Source organism: Mannheimia sp. E30BD (assembly GCF_041807785.1).
In the GTDB taxonomy this organism is placed as follows: Bacteria; Pseudomonadota; Gammaproteobacteria; order Enterobacterales; family Pasteurellaceae; genus Mannheimia.
Genome location: NZ_JBGTYX010000002.1, coordinates 121,125 through 137,484, shown reverse-complemented (window position 1 = coordinate 137,484; position 16,360 = coordinate 121,125). Strand labels below are relative to the sequence as shown.

The following is a 16,360-nucleotide window of genomic DNA, read 5'->3' as shown; positions in this document are numbered from 1 at the left end:
ATTTTTTATTAAAAAGTCTCAATTTATGGTGAAATCGTATGATTGGAAATATTGATAAATTAGTTCAGCTAGCACAAATTCGAGGAGGAGTGAATGTACAATGCCATTTTCAAGGGGAATGGACGGTTCAACATCACGACCATGCCAATCAAGCAGTAGTGCATATCGTTACAGAAGGCTGTGGTTGGTTGAAATTAGAAAATGGAGAAAGCCGGCAATTACAGAAAGGCGATATTGTACTGCTTAGCCGTTCAGCGGCTCATCAATTAAGTAGCTCAAAAGATGTTAACCCTTTTCCGAGCTCGCCGGATATAGAGCAAAAAGGCGGGATACAAATTCGCAAAATTTTTAATGGTCAAGGCAATGAGCTTAAATTATTTTGTGCACATTTTTACTATGAGCCACATTCAGATCTCTTTATGAATTTACCCGATTGTATCTACATTCATCTTTCTGACCAAATTTTACAGCCTATCCTTAATTTATTACATCAAGAAGTAGATAAAGCTGAACAAATTTCACAATTAGCTATAGACAGTCTATCTAATGTGCTGCTAATTCATCTTCTACGCCATTATTTGATACAGAAACCTGAAGCAGTTTCAGGCATACTCAAAAGTATTCAAGATCACCGTCTCAGTACACTTGTCAGCCAAATTATATCTTGCCCTGAACAAGATTGGACTATTGAAAAAATGGTAGAAATATCACATATTTCAAGAGCGCAATTAATGCGGATATTTAAGCAAAAAATAGGAATAACGCCTCACGCCTTTGTCCATAATATCCGCTTACAATTAGCAGCAATGATGTTAAAAAATTCCTCATCATCAGTATTGACGATTGCCCTTTCCTGCGGATTTCTATCAGAGACACATTTTAGCAAAGCCTTTAAAAACCTATATGGCACTACACCAAGCCGCTATCGAAGAAATGGCATAGATTAACTGCCGGGCTCTCTTTTACCCTATATTTCACGCTAAAATTCAAGTAAAATAGGGCGAATTTTTTTTTGAGGAATACAAACAATGTCAAGTCAATTTGTCTATACGATGCACCGAGTCGGCAAAGTTGTGCCGCCAAAGCGTCATATTCTTAAAGATATTTCCCTGAGCTTTTTCCCGGGGGCGAAAATCGGGGTACTTGGTCTAAATGGTGCAGGTAAATCAACCTTACTTCGCATTATGGCAGGTGTTGATAAAGAATTTGAGGGCGAAGCTCGTCCACAACCGGGAATTAAAATCGGTTATTTACCGCAAGAGCCGAAGCTCGATCCGCAACAGACCGTACGTGAAGCGGTAGAAGAAGCGGTTGCCGAAGTGAAAAATGCTTTAACTCAGCTTGATGAAGTTTATGCTCAATATGCCGATGAAAATGCAGATTTTGATAAACTTGCTGCAAAACAGGCAGAGCTGGAAGCGATTATCCAAGCTCACGACGGTCATAATTTGCAAAACCAATTAGAGCGAGCAGCCGATGCTCTTCGTTTACCGGATTGGGACGCAAAAATCGAGCATTTATCCGGAGGGGAACACCGCCGTGTGGCACTCTGCCGTTTATTGCTTGAAAAACCGGATATGCTGTTATTAGATGAGCCAACCAACCACTTAGATGCGGAATCAGTGGCGTGGTTAGAACGCTTCTTACACGACTATGAAGGCACTGTGGTGGCAATTACCCACGACCGTTACTTCTTAGACAATGTCGCAGGCTGGATCTTAGAGCTTGACCGTGGTGAGGGTATTCCTTGGGAAGGTAACTACTCTTCTTGGTTAGAGCAGAAAGAGAAACGCTTAGCCCAAGAGCAAGCGGCGGAATCGGCTCGTCAAAAATCGATTGAGAAAGAATTGGAATGGGTGCGTCAAAACCCGAAAGGTCGTCAAGCGAAGAGCAAGGCTCGTATGGCTCGCTTTGAAGAACTTAACAGCGGCGAATACCAAAAACGCAACGAAACCAACGAACTCTTTATTCCACCGGGCCCACGCCTAGGTGATAAAGTGATTGAAGTGCAAAACCTGACGAAATCTTACGGCGACCGCACTTTAATTGACGATCTCTCATTCAGCATTCCGAAAGGGGCGATCGTGGGTATTATCGGGGCAAATGGTGCGGGTAAATCTACCCTATTCCGTATGCTTTCAGGGCAAGAGCAACCAGATAGCGGCTCTATCGTGATGGGTGAAACGGTGGTATTGGCAAGCGTGGATCAGTTCCGTGATGCGATGGATGATAAGAAAACCGTGTGGGAAGAAGTCTCTAACGGACAAGATATTCTCAATATCGGCAACTTTGAAATCCCAAGCCGTGCGTATGTAGGGCGTTTTAACTTCAAAGGCGTGGACCAACAAAAACGTGTGGGAGAATTATCAGGCGGTGAGCGTGGCCGTTTACACTTAGCGAAACTTCTGCAACGTGGTGGTAATGTGCTGTTATTAGACGAACCAACTAACGACCTTGATGTGGAAACCTTACGAGCGTTAGAAAATGCGATCTTAGAATTCCCAGGCTGTGCAATGGTGATTTCTCACGACCGCTGGTTCTTAGACCGTATCGCCACCCACATTTTAGACTACGGCGATGAAGGCAAAGTCACTTTCTACGAGGGTAACTTCTCCGACTACGAAGAGTGGAAGAAGAAAACCTTTGGCGAAGCAGCCACTCAACCGCACCGTGTGAAATATAAACGGATTGCTAAATAGGTAGGTGGGAGCTTATCCCACCTTATACAGTCGGTCAAATAATCGAAAAACTTTGCAAAAAGGAGCAGCGATGATTTTCAAAGAAAAAGGCTATGATGAATTTTTAGCAGAAAAAATTCGCCAAGCAGAATTATCAATGGAACAGGGTAAAGGTGTAAGTAAAGCCCAAATGCAACTCAAAATGCAAAAATTACTTTCAGAGTTAGAAAGGGAACAAAACGAGCAGTATAAATCTTTTTCCACAGAGACTGTATATGGCTAGATATTGAATACTTTCACCAGAAGCTGAAAAAGAAGTGGAACAGATTTTACGAGATGTTTCAAACTTTACGGGTTTCTGGACTAGTGCTGTATCGCTGTGGCAAGATCTGAACGAAAAATTTGATTTAATTGCCTATATGCCAACTATTGGTAAAAGGCGAGATAATGAACGTTTTGAAACTTTTTGCAGAAATTACCGCATAATTTACCGCTTGTATGGCGATGATGTTTATATTTTAACCGTCATTCACTCATCTAGGCTTTACCCACGTCTAGAAAATTCATAATTTATTAAACTAAAATGACAGAAGAAAAAATTGTCCGCCAAGTGGTTCTGGATACCGAAACCACAGGTATGAATATGGCAGGCGGGCCTCCACAGATAGGACATAATATTATTGAAATTGGGGCGGTTGAAGTAATTAACCGCCGATTAACAGGTAGAACTTATCACGTTTACATCAAGCCACCCCGTGAAGTTGATGAAGAAGCGATTGCGGTTCACGGTATTACTAATGAATTTCTGCAAGATAAACCTGCTTTTGCTGAAATTGCCGATGAATTTTTGGAATTTATCAAAGGGGCTGAGCTGATTATCCACAATGCTCCCTTCGACGTGGCATTTATGGATCAAGAATTTTCCTACTTGCCAAATCCGCCTGCAAAAACGGCTGAGATGTGTACTGTTACTGATAGCCTACAAATGGCTCGGAAGATGTACCCGGGCAAAAGAAACAATTTAGATGCGTTGTGTGATCGTTTAGGCATTGATAACAGCAAACGTGTATTACACGGGGCGTTACTGGATGCGGAAATTCTTGCCGATGTTTTCTTAATGATGACAGGTGGTCAGATTTCATTATTAGGCGAGGAAGAAGTAGAAACAACCTCAGAAGTTATTGAAATTGAAGAAGAATTTTCAGTAATTACCCTAAATCCTGATGAGGCAATTATTCTCAGAGCCAGCGATGAAGAGGAAGAATCACACTTAGCTTTATTAAAGATCATTGAAAAGAAATCTAAAGGGAATTGTTTGTGGGCGAAAGCTACTGGAGAAGCCGAACAACTTCACTAACTGACTGAGTTAGAAATCAAAAAACCCAGCATAAGCTGGGTTTTTTAACATCTTTACTGATTATTCAGCAACTACGTTTACAGTTACTTTTGCATTCACTTCTGGGTGTAAGTGTACTTTAACTTCGTGTTCGCCAGTTGTACGAAGTGGACCTTCGCCTAAACGAACTTCAGATTTAGCCACTTCAACACCAGCTGCTGTTAATGCTTCAGCAATATCTTTCGCAGAAACAGAACCGAATAAACGACCATCCTCACCTGATGTTGCAGATACTGATACAGATGCGATTTCAGCAATTTTAGCTGCACGAGCTTGAGCTGCGTTTAACGCATCAGCTGCTTTCGCTTCTAATTCAGCACGACGAGCTTCAAAGTGAGCAATGTTTGCTGCAGTTGCCATAACTGCTTTACCTTGTGGGATTAAGAAGTTACGAGCAAAACCAGATTTAACGGTTACTTGGTCGCCCACAGAACCTAAGTGAGCAACTTTATCTAATAAAATAACTTGCATTGTACTCTCTCCTGATTATTGGTGGTTATCAGTATATGGAAGTAACGCAAGGTAGCGAGCGCGTTTGATTGCACGAGCTAATTGACGTTGATACTTCGCACGAGTACCAGTAATACGGCTAGGAACAATCTTGCCGCTTTCAGAAATGTAGTTCTTTAATGTAGCGATATCTTTGTAATCGATTTCAACAACATTTTCCGCTGTGAAACGGCAGAACTTACGACGACGGAAATAACGTGCCATTTGGCTTCTCCTGATCTATAAATTCAATCTGTTCGGTGTGTAAGACTAACTGATTTAAACCGTTAAAGTCTTTGTGAGTATGGATAAAACCTTTAACTCTCACTTGCTCACCGAGCTTAATTTGTTGGGTTAAATAACTAAATTGACTGCCTGCCAAAACCACTTTGATTTTGCACCACGCTTGGCGTTCTAAATTCACTTCTATTTGATTTGAACGATGTTCCAACCAAAAGCTGTAATGTGGAACTCCAAGAGGGCTTAGGCTTTGCTTAACCATTGTGGAAACTGTGCCACTTAAGGTTAAACAATTATCAATCGGCGAATTATTCGCCTGCTTCCTCTGATTCAACTTCAGCTACCGCTTCAGCAACTTTGCTTTCTTTTGCTTTCACCATTGGTGATGCTTCAGTTACTGCCGCTTTAGTGTGAACGATTAAGTTACGAAGAACAGCATCGTTATAACGGAAGTTAGTTTCTAACTCGTCGATTACACTTTGAGGTGCTTCTACATTCATTAACACATAATGTGCTTTGTGAAGTTTGTTGATTGGGTATGCTAATTGACGACGACCCCAATCTTCTAAGCGATGAACTTGACCGCCAGCTTCTTTAACAGATGCTGTGTAACGCTCAATCATTGCTGGTACTTGTTCGCTTTGGTCCGGGTGAACCATAAAAACGATTTCGTAGTGACGCATTGACTATCCTTACGGGTTAGCAGCCTCCAACTTTAGCCAGTCACCAACTTGTGGAAGCAAGGATTAAAAAACGGATGTGACTGAACGGCGGAATTATACTGGAAAAAGCCTATTTTGCAAGCAACAATTCATCTTTTTGCAAAATTTTGGCAAAAAACGACCGCTTGTCATCAAACAAATAAATAAAGTACAATACGCAAACGTTTGCTTTCTCATTTTATCAAGGAATTATATGAACATTTTAATTATCGGCAATGGTGGGCGTGAACACGCTCTTGCGTGGAAAGTCCGCCAATCTCCATTAGCAGACAAGGTTTTTGTTGCACCAGGTAATGCAGGAACAGCCACCGAAAACGGCATTGAAAATGTGGCGATTTCAGGTACAGATTTAAACGCATTAGTCGCTTTTGCCAAAGAAAACGATATCGGCTTAACCATTGTCGGCCCTGAAGCCCCATTAGTTGTAGGCGTGGCTGATGCTTTTCGTGCCAACGGTTTAACGATTTTCGGACCAACCCAAGCTGCCGCACAATTAGAAGGTTCAAAGGCATTTACCAAAGATTTCTTGGCTCGCCATCATATTCCAACCGCTGAATACCAAAACTTTACCGAAGTTGAACCTGCCCTTGCTTATCTGAAAGAAAAAGGTGCGCCTATTGTGATTAAAGCGGACGGCTTAGCTGCTGGCAAAGGCGTGATTGTTGCAATGACATTACAAGAAGCCGAAGATGCTGTGCGTGATATGCTTTCAGGCAACGCCTTTGGCGAGGCTGGAAGCCGTGTAGTAATTGAAGAATTTTTAGATGGAGAAGAAGCTAGTTTCATCGTAATGGTTGATGGCGAACATGTTGAGCCAATGGCAACCTCGCAAGATCATAAACGTGTGGGCGAAGGCGATAAAGGCTTGAACACAGGCGGAATGGGGGCTTACTCTCCAGCTCCAGTTGTAACCGCTGAAATTCATAACCGTGTAATGGAAGAAATTATTTACCCAACAGTGCGTGGTATGGCAAGCGAAAATAATCCTTACACCGGCTTTTTATATGCAGGTTTAATGATTATGCCAAATGGTCAGCCGAAAGTGATTGAATTTAACTGCCGCTTTGGTGACCCCGAAACCCAGCCGATTATGATGCGTTTAGAATCAGATTTAGTCGAGCTTTGCTTGAAAGCCTGTGAGGGCAAATTAGATACCATTCAATCAAAATGGTGTGAACAAGCCGCTCTTGGCATTGTGTTAGCTGCCGAAGGCTACCCTGCTGATTACCGCAAAGGCGATGAAATCACAGGTATTCCAACTGCTACGCAAGATAAAAAAGTATTTCTAGCCGGCGTGGAACAAAAAGAGGGCAAATTGCTCACTAATGGCGGGCGTGTGCTTTGTGCCACCGCTTTAGGAAACAGCGTGTTTGAGGCTCAACAAAAAGCCTTAGAGCTTGCCGAGCAAATTCAATGGCAAGGTAAATTCTACCGTAGAGATATTGGTTATCGGGCGGTAAAAAGAGAGCAAATGAAGTAAAAAACATAAGGCATACAAGATATTGTATGCCTTTATTTTTGCGGTTATTATTGCCGCTTGTTTTATAACCTATAATAAAAAATCTAAGGAAATTATGACAGCTTCTACACTAAACACGTACTTCTACGACCCTAACATTAAGGAACAAGCTACCCCTGCCGTATTTAAAAAAATCGAGCAAATTCTAAATAACGTTCCCGATTTGCAAAAAAATAACAAAATCCTACCGCTTGTAAAAGTGATTACACAAACAATGGAGGAACAAGCGGTCGAAATTCCACTTTCTTTTGCAGGTGATAAAGCACATTGGACAATCACACTTGAAAATGGCGACCAATTAACAGGCGAAATTGAAACAAGTGAAGACGCGATTTTAGCTCTACCAAAAGATCTTCCTTTGGGCTATCACACACTTTCCCTTAAAATAGCAAATACAGAGGAAAATTGCTCTCTAATTGTTACTCCTGAAAAAGCTTTCCAACCTGCTCCATTACAGCAGCAGAAAAAATTATGGGGAGCGTTTTTACAGCTTTATACCCTACGCTCTGCCCAAAACTGGGGCGTGGGTGATTTTGGCGATTTAAAGCAATTTCTTGCGAATATTGCCAATTACGGTGCAGATTTTGTTGGGCTTAATCCAATTCACGCTCTCTTTCCAGCTAATCCTGAAGGGGCAAGCCCTTACAGCCCATCTTCTCGCTTATGGCAAAATATTCTCTATATTGATATCAACGCCGTTGAGGCATTCAAGCAATCAAAAAAAGCCCAAGAATGGTTTAACTCTACGGATATTCAACAGCAACTTGCCAGCTTAAGGGCTAAAGATTATGTGGATTATAGTGCAGTAACCAAGCTCAAATTAACCGCATTACGTTTTGCTTTTGAGCAATTTTCAACCCAAAACCAAGCAAAATTTGATGATTTTATTGAGCAATCGGGAGAATCGTTAAAAATTCAAGCCACTTTTGATGCCTTACATCAACACTTTTCGGAACAACTTGGTCAGCACGGTGGTTGGGCTGATTGGGCGGAGGAATATCAAGATTATCACGCGCCTAAAGTTGCCGAATTTCAGCAAACTCAAGCCGAACTTGTCCGTTTTTATATGTGGCTACAATTCATCGCTATTCAGCAATTAGCCGAATGTGATCGTTTCGCCAAATCATTAAATATGCCGATTGGATTCTACCGTGATTTAGCGGTGGGCGTAACCAATAATGGAGCAGAAACGTGGGCAGATAAGGCATTATTTGTGCAAGAGGCTTCCATCGGAGCACCGCCTGATATGCTTGCTCCGAATGGACAAGGTTGGGGGCTTTCGCCAATGCACCCGCATATTTTACAAAATCGTGGTTATCAGCCATTTATTGATTTAGTGCGTGCTAATATGAAATATTGTGGTGCGTTACGCATCGATCATATTCTTGGCTTTGCCCGTATGTGGTGGGTAGCAAATGGCGAATCGGCTAAAGAAGGGATTTATGTTCGCTACCCGTTAGATGCTCTGCTTTCCATTTTGGCGTTAGAGAGCCAACGTCATCAATGTTTAGTGATTGCTGAAGCACTAGGCATTGTGCCGGAAGGGATTTTAGAGGCTCTTGAGCAAAAAGGCATTTTTGCTTATAACATTTTCTATTTTGAAAAAGCAGAAAATGCTGTCAAACCGCTGGAAGATTACCCTTATCAAGCAATGACTACCCTTAGCACGCACGATTTACCCACTATTCAAGGCTATTGGAAAGGTTATGATTTTGAGTTAGGCGAAAAATTTGATACTTACCCAAGTAAAGCTGTGGTGAGAAAGCTGAAAGAAGATCGCTCTTATGACCGTTTAAATATCCGCTCAGCCGTGGAAAAGGTAATGGAACTTGAGCCGAATGAAGTGGGGGTAACAATGAAATTTACTCATCAATTACAACGCTATGTGGCTCACACCAACAGTGCATTATTCGGCACGCAGCCCGAAGATTGGCTGAATATGTTAGAGCCTGTGAACATTCCGGGAACAAGTACGGAGTATCCAAACTGGCGAAGAAAATTATCCGCAACAACCGATCAGATTTTTGCAAACTCTGATATCCAAAAATTGCTTACGGACATCAACGCCATTCGCAAGAAATAGTGTAACAAGCGGTTGTTTTTTCGTAAATTTTTACCAAAAAACAACCGCTTGTATTTCATCATCTAATCTCTTGCTGATGATTTCTATGTAGTTTAATCCAGTTGTAATAACCGTAAATGGAGTTACACAGGTACATCACATACATCACTAACAATGGCAAGCTGGTTTCGCCGTTTTGGAAGTACATTGCCGCCCAAAGTGAAATCGTCATAATATTCACGATAATCCACAATGCCCATTGTTCACGGTAACGTAGCACCATTAAGATTTGAGCCACAATTGAAATCACTACCGTTGCCCCATCAAGCACAGGTAAAGCACTATCTAAGTATTTCAGTAATTCAACATACAGGAAAGTCCCAACAATAGCGGAAATAATCACAATCCCCCATTGCTTAGCGGTTAAGGCTTTTGCAATCACTTCCTCTACCCCTGCGTTATTTACCGTATTTTGGCTGGTCATATTTTTACGCCAGAAATAGAAGCCGATAAATTGCACTGGCACATAAACCAGTAAATTTAGCATCATTTCTCCATAAAGCTGAAAAGTATATGAAATATAAGCATAAAGAGAAACAGAGATTAAGCCGAAAAAGTAGTTGCTGATTTTCCCTTTACCCACAAAAACAACACACAAGATACCAGTGATTGCTGCAATGGTGGCAATCCAGCTATCTGGTTGATAAATAAAAATGGCAATTTGTATCGCAAGGAAAGTTAATAACCACCCCGCTTCAAATTTAGTCCAGCCACCAAAAAATTCTTGTTTTAATTTTGTTGAAAATGATGAGTCGTGCATACCTGCCTCCGATGTAAAAAATACATTTCAAATCATAGAGCATAAAAACCAAAAAAGCAAAATTAAGTAAAGGGAATTTTACTTAGGCTGAATATCGCCTTTTCTCACCTCTACACTTACCTCGCCTGAACGAGTTTCTGTACTGACTGCCGTTCCTGAGCGTTTAAAAGTGTAGTCGGCTTTGCTAAACTCACCTGTTTGATTATTTAAGAAGAAACGGCGATATTCATTTACCCATAACGCCGTTGCTCCACAAACTGCCACAGGCATTACCACTAAATTCACAAATGGGATCATCGTAAATAGGCTCACTAACGCACCGAAGGTAAAATTAAGGGTACGATATTGTGCAAGTGCATTTCTCATACGTTGAAAGCTGATTTTGTGGTTATCAAACGGATAGTCGCAATACTGAATTGCAATCAACCACGCCCCAAACATAAAGGTAAGAATAGGCACAATGGTTTGCCCTACCACAGGCAAAAATCCAAGCACAAAAAGGGCAATTAATCTTGGAATGCTGTACATCATTTTTTGCCATTCACGCTTTAACATTCTTGGCACATCTTTTAGCATTGCTCCGAAAGACATATCGCCCAATGGCTCGCCCGTAAGTTGTAGCTCTACTTTTTCAGCCAGTAAACCGTTAAAAGGAGCTGCTATGAAGTTTGCCAATGTGGTAAAGGCAAAATAAAATCCAACTAAGATCATTAAAAAAATCAGTGGAATTAGAATAAAACTTAGCCATTCCAACCAACCTGGTAACATCAATGCTAATAATCCACCAATATTGGCAAAAAATGCCCAAATCAGCCCCACCATTAGCACTGTATTAATCAAAATCGGGAAAATAACAAAGGGTAAAAATTGACGTTGTAGTAACAACTTCCAGCCATAAATAAAGTAGTGGAAACCAAGCCCTACTTGAGTTTGAGGCTGTGAAAAAGCAGAAGACATAATCATTCCTTATTTTTTATCAAAAATTTGTTAGAATATGGTAAGCTACGCACATTATTTTCGCAAATATGAAAATGTATTTTTTACTAATTATTTAAAATAAAGAGGACACAATGGAACTACATATTATTTTCTTTATTCTAGCCGGATTATTGATTGCGATCTTAATCGGCTTTAGTATTTGGTCTGCCCGCCGTGAAAAATCGAACATTTTCTCAAATACATTTTCAAGTAGACCTGTTGTTGTGCCTCCACCAAGTAATGAGCTAAATAGCCCTATTCCTGCTTCATTGCAACCACAAGCGAATGAATATCAAGCAATGTCTGTGCCAGAAGAAAATCCACAACAAATCCAACAGGAAGTGGAAAGCTCATTGCAAAATATCAAAATCAGCTTACCGGGAGAGCCTCAAATTCAGCCCGTACAGCCTTTTCAGCAACTTATGGCAGAACCTGCCGGTAGTACTTATGGTCAGCAAATTTCTAATCAGCAACATATTCAAAATACGCCTGATTTTGCGAACCCAACGATTAATGTCTCAATAACCCCTGAACTTGTGCCTGAGGAAGAAGCTCAAGTTTCAGCGGTAGAACAAACCGATGCAGTGCAAGCAACAGAAGAAGAAAATCCATTTGTAACGCTCTATGTTTATGCACCGCAAAATGAGCTATTTCGTGGCGACTATGTGGTTCACTACTTGGAAGAAGTTGGATTGCGTTTTGGCGAACACCAAATTTTCCACCGCCATCAACACATTGACGATTCGCTCAGCCCGATTATTTTCAGTGCAGCAAACTTAATGAACCCGGGTACATTTGATTTACATAATATCGCTAACTTCTCAACCGCAGGCTTGGTGCTATTTATGCAATTACCAACTGAAGGCAATGATATTGTGAATATGAAATTATTACTAAGCAATGCAGAACACTTGGCATCATCGCTCGGCGGTTATTTATATGACGATGCTCAGCAGCCATTTAGCGAAGAATCTCGCCAACGTTATATGCAACGAGTAATGCACTAATTGCAAAAATAATTGTTTTTCCGACCGCTTGTTACAAGCGGTCTTTTTTGTAGAGAATTTTACCAATGTCTTTATTTAGTCAAGGCTCTTTATTTGAAGAAGATACAACGCTAACGTTAGTTGAACAAATCGAACAACTTCGCCAAAAATTACGTCAATACGAATTTGAATATCACGTTTTAGATAATCCAAGTGTGCCAGATGCAGAATATGATCGCTTAATGAACGAGCTGAAAAATATTGAATGGCAACACCCAGAGCTGATTACCGCCGATTCTCCAACGCAACGAGTGGGTGCAAAACCATTAGCTGGTTTTGCTCAAGTTACGCACGAAATCCCAATGCTTTCGTTAGATAATGCCTTTGGCGATGAAGATTTAGACGGTTTTTTACGCCGAATGGAGAGCTATATTACGGCTAATCCAAACGAATTAGTCTTCTGCTGCGAGCCAAAATTAGACGGCCTAGCCGTGAGTATTTTGTATGAAAATGGCTTACTTACCCGTGCGGCAACTCGAGGCGATGGCACAACAGGCGAAGATATTACGGCAAATATCCGCACCATTCGTAATGTTCCGTTAAAACTCAATACGCTTAATCCACCAGCTCGTTTAGAAATTCGTGGCGAAGTGTTTATGCCCCAAGTTGGTTTCAATGAGTTAAATGAAAAAGCCTTAGCCAAAGGTGAGAAAGTTTTTGCTAACCCTCGTAATGCGGCGGCTGGGTCGTTACGCCAGTTAGATCCGAAAATTACTCGCCAACGCCCACTTGTGCTAAATGCTTATGGCATTGGTGTTTATGAAAGTGATGATGAATTGCCAAACACTCAGTTTGAGCGTTTGCAATGGCTGAAATCGTTTGGCATTCCCGTCAATAATGAAATCCGATTAGCTCAAGGCAAAGCGGAACTCTTAGCTTATTATGCCGACATTCAAGCTAAACGCCCAACGCTAGGCTATGATATTGATGGCACAGTGTTAAAAGTCAATGATATCGCCTTACAAGAACAGCTTGGTTTTATCTCCCGTTCTCCCCGTTGGGCGATTGCTTATAAATTCCCTGCTCAAGAGCAGATGACGGTTTTAAAAGATGTCGAGTTTCAAGTTGGACGAACAGGGGCAATCACGCCTGTGGCTAAATTAGAGCCTGTGTTTGTGGCAGGCGTAACAGTAAGTAATGCCACGCTCCACAATGGCGATGAAATTGAACGTTTAGGTATTGTCATTGGCGATACTGTGATTATTCGCCGTGCAGGTGATGTGATCCCACAAATTACAGGGGTGGTTGCTGAACGCCGACCTGAAAATGCAAAAAAAATTGAATTTCCGACCGCTTGTCCTATCTGTAACTCTGCGGTTGTTCGGGTAGAAGGCGAGGCGGTGGCTCGTTGTACGGGCGGTTTATTCTGTGGGGCTCAGCGTAAAGAGGCATTGAAACATTTCGTTTCTCGCAAAGCAATGGATATTGACGGCATGGGCGAGAAACTGATTGAACAGTTAATGTCTCGTGAGTTAATTAAAACGCCAGCCGATCTATTCAAGCTCGATCACACAACCTTAATGCGACTTGAGAGAATGGGCGAAAAATCAGCTCAAAATGCACTAAATAGCATCGAAAAAGCGAAAAATACTACCCTTCCTCGCTTTTTATTCTCACTAGGTATTCGTGAAGTGGGCGAGGCAACCGCTCTCAACTTAGCGAACCACTTTGGCAGTTTAGAAGCAATCCGCCAAGCCAACTTTGAGCAATTAAAAGAGGTACAAGATGTGGGCGAAGTGGTAGCAAACCGTATTGTGAGCTTCTGGCAAGAGCCGCATAATGTGGAAGTAGTGGAAGATTTAATTGCTCAAGGCGTACGCTGGGAAAACGTGGTTAAAACTGAAATTGCCGATAATCCACTAAAAGACAAAAACGTGGTATTAACAGGCACGCTTACTCAGCTGACCCGTGATGAAGCCAAAGCCTTATTACAAAGTCTAGGCTGCAAAGTATCAGGCTCGGTTTCAAGCAAAACCGACTATCTCATCGCAGGCGAAAAAGCAGGCTCAAAACTAGCTAAAGCCCAAGAATTGGGTATTCAGATTTTAACTGAGCAAGATTTTATTGAACTAACACAGAATTAATATTCGTCAAAATAGTAAAAAACGTCTAGAATACAAGCGGTAACTTTCGTAACAAACTTTGCAAAAAGGAACACAAAATGGCAATTTTAGTAACAGGCGGTGCGGGGTACATCGGTTCTCATACCTTAGTTGAGTTATTAAACGAAAACCGTGAAATTGTGGTGTTAGACAATCTCTCTAACTCCTCTGAGGTTTCGCTTGAACGTGTAAAACAAATTACGGGTAAAAGCGTAAGATTCTATCAAGGCGATATTTTAGATCGCGATATGTTACGCAAGATTTTCGCGGAAAATCAAATTGAATCGGTTATTCACTTCGCAGGTTTAAAAGCTGTGGGCGAAAGCGTGAGAGAGCCACTACGTTACTATCAAAACAATGTGACGGGATCGATTGTTTTAGTAGAAGAAATGCTAAAAGCAAACGTGAATACGATTGTGTTTAGCTCGTCTGCAACCGTTTATGGAGATCCTCAAATCATTCCAATTGTGGAATCTTGCCCTGTAGGCGGCACAACTAACCCTTACGGCACATCAAAATATATGGTGGAACGCATTCTTGAAGATACCGTTAAAGCCTTCCCACAATTAAGTGCGGTAGTATTGCGTTATTTCAACCCGGTGGGGGCTCACGAAAGCGGCTTAATTGGCGAAGATCCGAACGGCATTCCAAATAACCTAATGCCATTTATCAGCCAAGTTGCAGTGGGTAAATTACCACAACTTTCTGTCTTTGGTGGCGATTATTCTACTCACGATGGTACAGGCGTGCGTGATTATATTCACGTTGTTGATTTAGCTATCGGGCACTTAAAAGCATTAGAAAAACACCAAGGCGATGCTGGTTTCCACATCTATAATTTAGGCACAGGCACAGGCTATTCCGTATTAGATATGGTAAAAGCATTTGAAAACGCAAATGGTATTACTATTCCATATAAAATTACCGACCGCCGCCCGGGCGATATTGCCGTTTGCTACTCTGCTCCTCAAAAAGCCCTCGAACAACTCGGCTGGAAAACCAAGCGTGGCTTAGAGCAAATGATGAAAGACACTTGGAATTGGCAAAAGAATAATCCGAATGGATATAAAGGTTAAAACACAAAGGGAGATAATATCTCCCTTTATCATTTTAATATTCTCTTTTAGGTAATCCTGATGAAAAAATCTATCCCATTAATCTTGAGCTTTTTCTCGGCTTCGCTATTCGCCGAAGTTCAGCTTTCTCCGCTGGCTCTCACTGAAATCGGGAAAGTGAGCCAATTTGATCTCTCAGAACAAGGCGAATTAATCTTTATTAATCGTCAAAATGAACTATGGAAGATGGTTAATCAAGCTCAAAAATTAGCAGATGGCGTTTCAACTGAGATTGAACCCAAAGCCCAGCACCAACGAATTGCGTTAGCGGATAAGAACGGATATTTTATGTTGTGGACGGCAGATAAAATCTATACTTCCGATATTCCACTTGCTCCAAAAGCAACAATGACTGCCCTTAATTTTGCCACCATTGCTGTAACTAAACAAAACGGGCAATTTAAGTTAGCCAGAATTGAAACGCAAGGAAACCAAGCAAAAATTACCGCCATATCCGAAACAGAAGTGTTGCCTGATGCTCACCCTCAGCAAATTGATTTTGACTCAGCCCCCCCTAACCAAGGGCATATTGCCGTGCTTGCAAAGCCTGATAATGCCACCTATCAACACGGTGTATTAGGCGATGATATAGAGGCAGGTGAAATTCAATTCCTAGAACGCCATACCCTTAAACCATTAGCAGAAAAACTAACTCAGAAAGGGCGAGTTTTTGAGGCAAATCGTTTTGCGACTTTAACGGAAAATGGAAAAACCAAATTGATTTCCGTAATAGCTGGAGACGGTAATGGAGCCAGTACCGCTGTAATTAGCCTTAAAGAAGGCAAATTATTGATAGAAGCAGAAAGTGAGCCACTGCCAACTAACCGTTGGCAATCGCCATTTAGCTTTAACAATAAGCTCTATGCCATCCAAATGCCGCATTTAAAAGGTAATTTGGTCGAATACAGCCTCAAGGGCAACCGCTTAACCGAACGTTTTATTACCTCCGGCTTAAGCAACCACCGCTATGGTGATTATGAAACAAATTTAGTCGCAGCTACAGATCACTTTGCTGTCATACCTAAAGCAGGATATCGTCAGGTTGTGATACTTGATACAAATGGCAATCTATCTGAATTAACAACAGAGCTGCCTGCTGAAATCAAAAAAACCAAAGCAACACCTGACAGAGCCTACTTATTATTACACAATGGCGAGATATGGATTGCTGAAAACCAATAAAAATAAAGTGG

Annotated in this window: 17 protein-coding genes; 11 read left to right on the top strand and 6 right to left on the bottom strand. The window is 41.4% G+C overall.

Annotated elements, in window-relative coordinates; all coding sequences use genetic code 11:
• The first annotated feature begins 38 nt into the window (after positions 1 to 38).
• The 5 genes from ACERCG_RS02010 to dnaQ all read left to right on the top strand — a co-directional run bounded on the left by ACERCG_RS02010 (position 39) and on the right by dnaQ (position 4,035).
• The gene (locus ACERCG_RS02010; protein WP_373610409.1) at positions 39 to 947 is read left to right on the top strand and encodes an AraC family transcriptional regulator; all 909 of its coding nucleotides are present in this window, start codon (positions 39 to 41) and stop codon (positions 945 to 947) included.
• Between the two features lie 81 nt (positions 948 to 1,028).
• Entirely contained in the window at positions 1,029 to 2,699 is a 1,671-nt protein-coding gene (gene ettA / locus ACERCG_RS02005) for an energy-dependent translational throttle protein EttA (protein ID WP_373610408.1), read from the top strand.
• Positions 2,700 to 2,769: 70 nt separating this feature from the next.
• A complete protein-coding gene (locus ACERCG_RS02000) occupies positions 2,770 to 2,961 on the top strand; it encodes a hypothetical protein (protein WP_373610407.1) in 192 nt (63 codons plus the stop codon).
• Positions 2,962 to 2,968: 7 nt separating this feature from the next.
• Positions 2,969 to 3,247 (top strand): type II toxin-antitoxin system RelE/ParE family toxin, encoded by a 279-nt coding sequence (locus ACERCG_RS01995; RefSeq protein WP_373610503.1) that lies wholly within the window; start codon positions 2,969 to 2,971, stop codon positions 3,245 to 3,247.
• A gap of 14 nt (positions 3,248 to 3,261) precedes the next feature.
• Positions 3,262 to 4,035, top strand: coding sequence for a DNA polymerase III subunit epsilon (gene dnaQ / locus ACERCG_RS01990; protein WP_373610406.1), 774 nt, complete (start codon positions 3,262 to 3,264; stop codon positions 4,033 to 4,035).
• Positions 4,036 to 4,095: 60 nt separating this feature from the next.
• Here dnaQ and rplI read toward each other — a convergent pair whose 3' ends face one another.
• The 4 genes from rplI to rpsF are packed head-to-tail and all read right to left on the bottom strand — an operon-like array spanning position 4,096 to position 5,486.
• Positions 4,096 to 4,545, bottom strand: a complete 450-nt coding sequence (gene rplI / locus ACERCG_RS01985; protein ID WP_373610405.1) for a 50S ribosomal protein L9 — start codon at positions 4,543 to 4,545, stop codon at positions 4,096 to 4,098.
• 15 nt (positions 4,546 to 4,560) lie between these two features.
• Positions 4,561 to 4,788 carry a 30S ribosomal protein S18 gene (gene rpsR, locus ACERCG_RS01980; protein WP_005598105.1) on the bottom strand — a complete coding sequence of 76 codons (228 nt, stop codon included), beginning with the start codon at positions 4,786 to 4,788 and terminating at the stop codon, positions 4,561 to 4,563.
• On the bottom strand, positions 4,763 to 5,137 hold the full coding sequence (priB, locus tag ACERCG_RS01975; protein WP_373610403.1) for a primosomal replication protein N: 375 nt from the start codon (positions 5,135 to 5,137) through the stop codon (positions 4,763 to 4,765). The genes rpsR and priB overlap by 26 nt, the downstream gene beginning before the upstream one ends.
• Complete coding sequence (gene rpsF, locus ACERCG_RS01970) at positions 5,112 to 5,486, bottom strand: 30S ribosomal protein S6 (protein ID WP_005598107.1); 375 nt, start codon at positions 5,484 to 5,486, stop codon at positions 5,112 to 5,114. Before rpsF ends, priB begins: the two co-directional genes overlap by 26 nt.
• A 232-nt stretch (positions 5,487 to 5,718) precedes the next feature.
• Here rpsF and purD point away from each other — a divergent pair, with 232 nt between their 5' ends.
• Together purD and malQ are read left to right on the top strand one after the other, a co-directional pair.
• Entirely contained in the window at positions 5,719 to 7,005 is a 1,287-nt protein-coding gene (gene purD, locus ACERCG_RS01965; protein WP_373610402.1) for a phosphoribosylamine--glycine ligase, read from the top strand.
• Positions 7,006 to 7,069: 64 nt separating this feature from the next.
• The gene (gene malQ, locus ACERCG_RS01960) at positions 7,070 to 9,127 is read left to right on the top strand and encodes a 4-alpha-glucanotransferase (RefSeq protein ID WP_373610502.1); all 2,058 of its coding nucleotides are present in this window, start codon (positions 7,070 to 7,072) and stop codon (positions 9,125 to 9,127) included.
• Between the two features lie 58 nt (positions 9,128 to 9,185).
• Here malQ and pnuC read toward each other — a convergent pair whose 3' ends face one another.
• The gene (gene pnuC, locus ACERCG_RS01955; RefSeq protein ID WP_373610401.1) at positions 9,186 to 9,926 is read right to left on the bottom strand and encodes a nicotinamide riboside transporter PnuC; all 741 of its coding nucleotides are present in this window, start codon (positions 9,924 to 9,926) and stop codon (positions 9,186 to 9,188) included.
• 78 nt (positions 9,927 to 10,004) lie between these two features.
• The gene (cysZ, locus tag ACERCG_RS01950; RefSeq protein ID WP_373610400.1) at positions 10,005 to 10,883 is read right to left on the bottom strand and encodes a sulfate transporter CysZ; all 879 of its coding nucleotides are present in this window, start codon (positions 10,881 to 10,883) and stop codon (positions 10,005 to 10,007) included.
• A 113-nt stretch (positions 10,884 to 10,996) separates the two neighbouring features.
• Here cysZ and zipA point away from each other — a divergent pair, with 113 nt between their 5' ends.
• From zipA to ACERCG_RS01930, 4 genes are all read left to right on the top strand, one after another.
• The gene (gene zipA, locus ACERCG_RS01945) at positions 10,997 to 11,911 is read left to right on the top strand and encodes a cell division protein ZipA (RefSeq protein ID WP_373610399.1); all 915 of its coding nucleotides are present in this window, start codon (positions 10,997 to 10,999) and stop codon (positions 11,909 to 11,911) included.
• A 65-nt stretch (positions 11,912 to 11,976) separates the two neighbouring features.
• The gene (gene ligA, locus ACERCG_RS01940) at positions 11,977 to 14,034 is read left to right on the top strand and encodes an NAD-dependent DNA ligase LigA (RefSeq protein ID WP_373610398.1); all 2,058 of its coding nucleotides are present in this window, start codon (positions 11,977 to 11,979) and stop codon (positions 14,032 to 14,034) included.
• Between the two features lie 77 nt (positions 14,035 to 14,111).
• Complete coding sequence (gene galE / locus ACERCG_RS01935; protein WP_373610397.1) at positions 14,112 to 15,128, top strand: UDP-glucose 4-epimerase GalE; 1,017 nt, start codon at positions 14,112 to 14,114, stop codon at positions 15,126 to 15,128.
• Positions 15,129 to 15,188: 60 nt separating this feature from the next.
• Positions 15,189 to 16,349 (top strand): hypothetical protein, encoded by a 1,161-nt coding sequence (locus ACERCG_RS01930; protein ID WP_373610396.1) that lies wholly within the window; start codon positions 15,189 to 15,191, stop codon positions 16,347 to 16,349.
• Positions 16,350 to 16,360 lie beyond the last annotated feature (11 nt).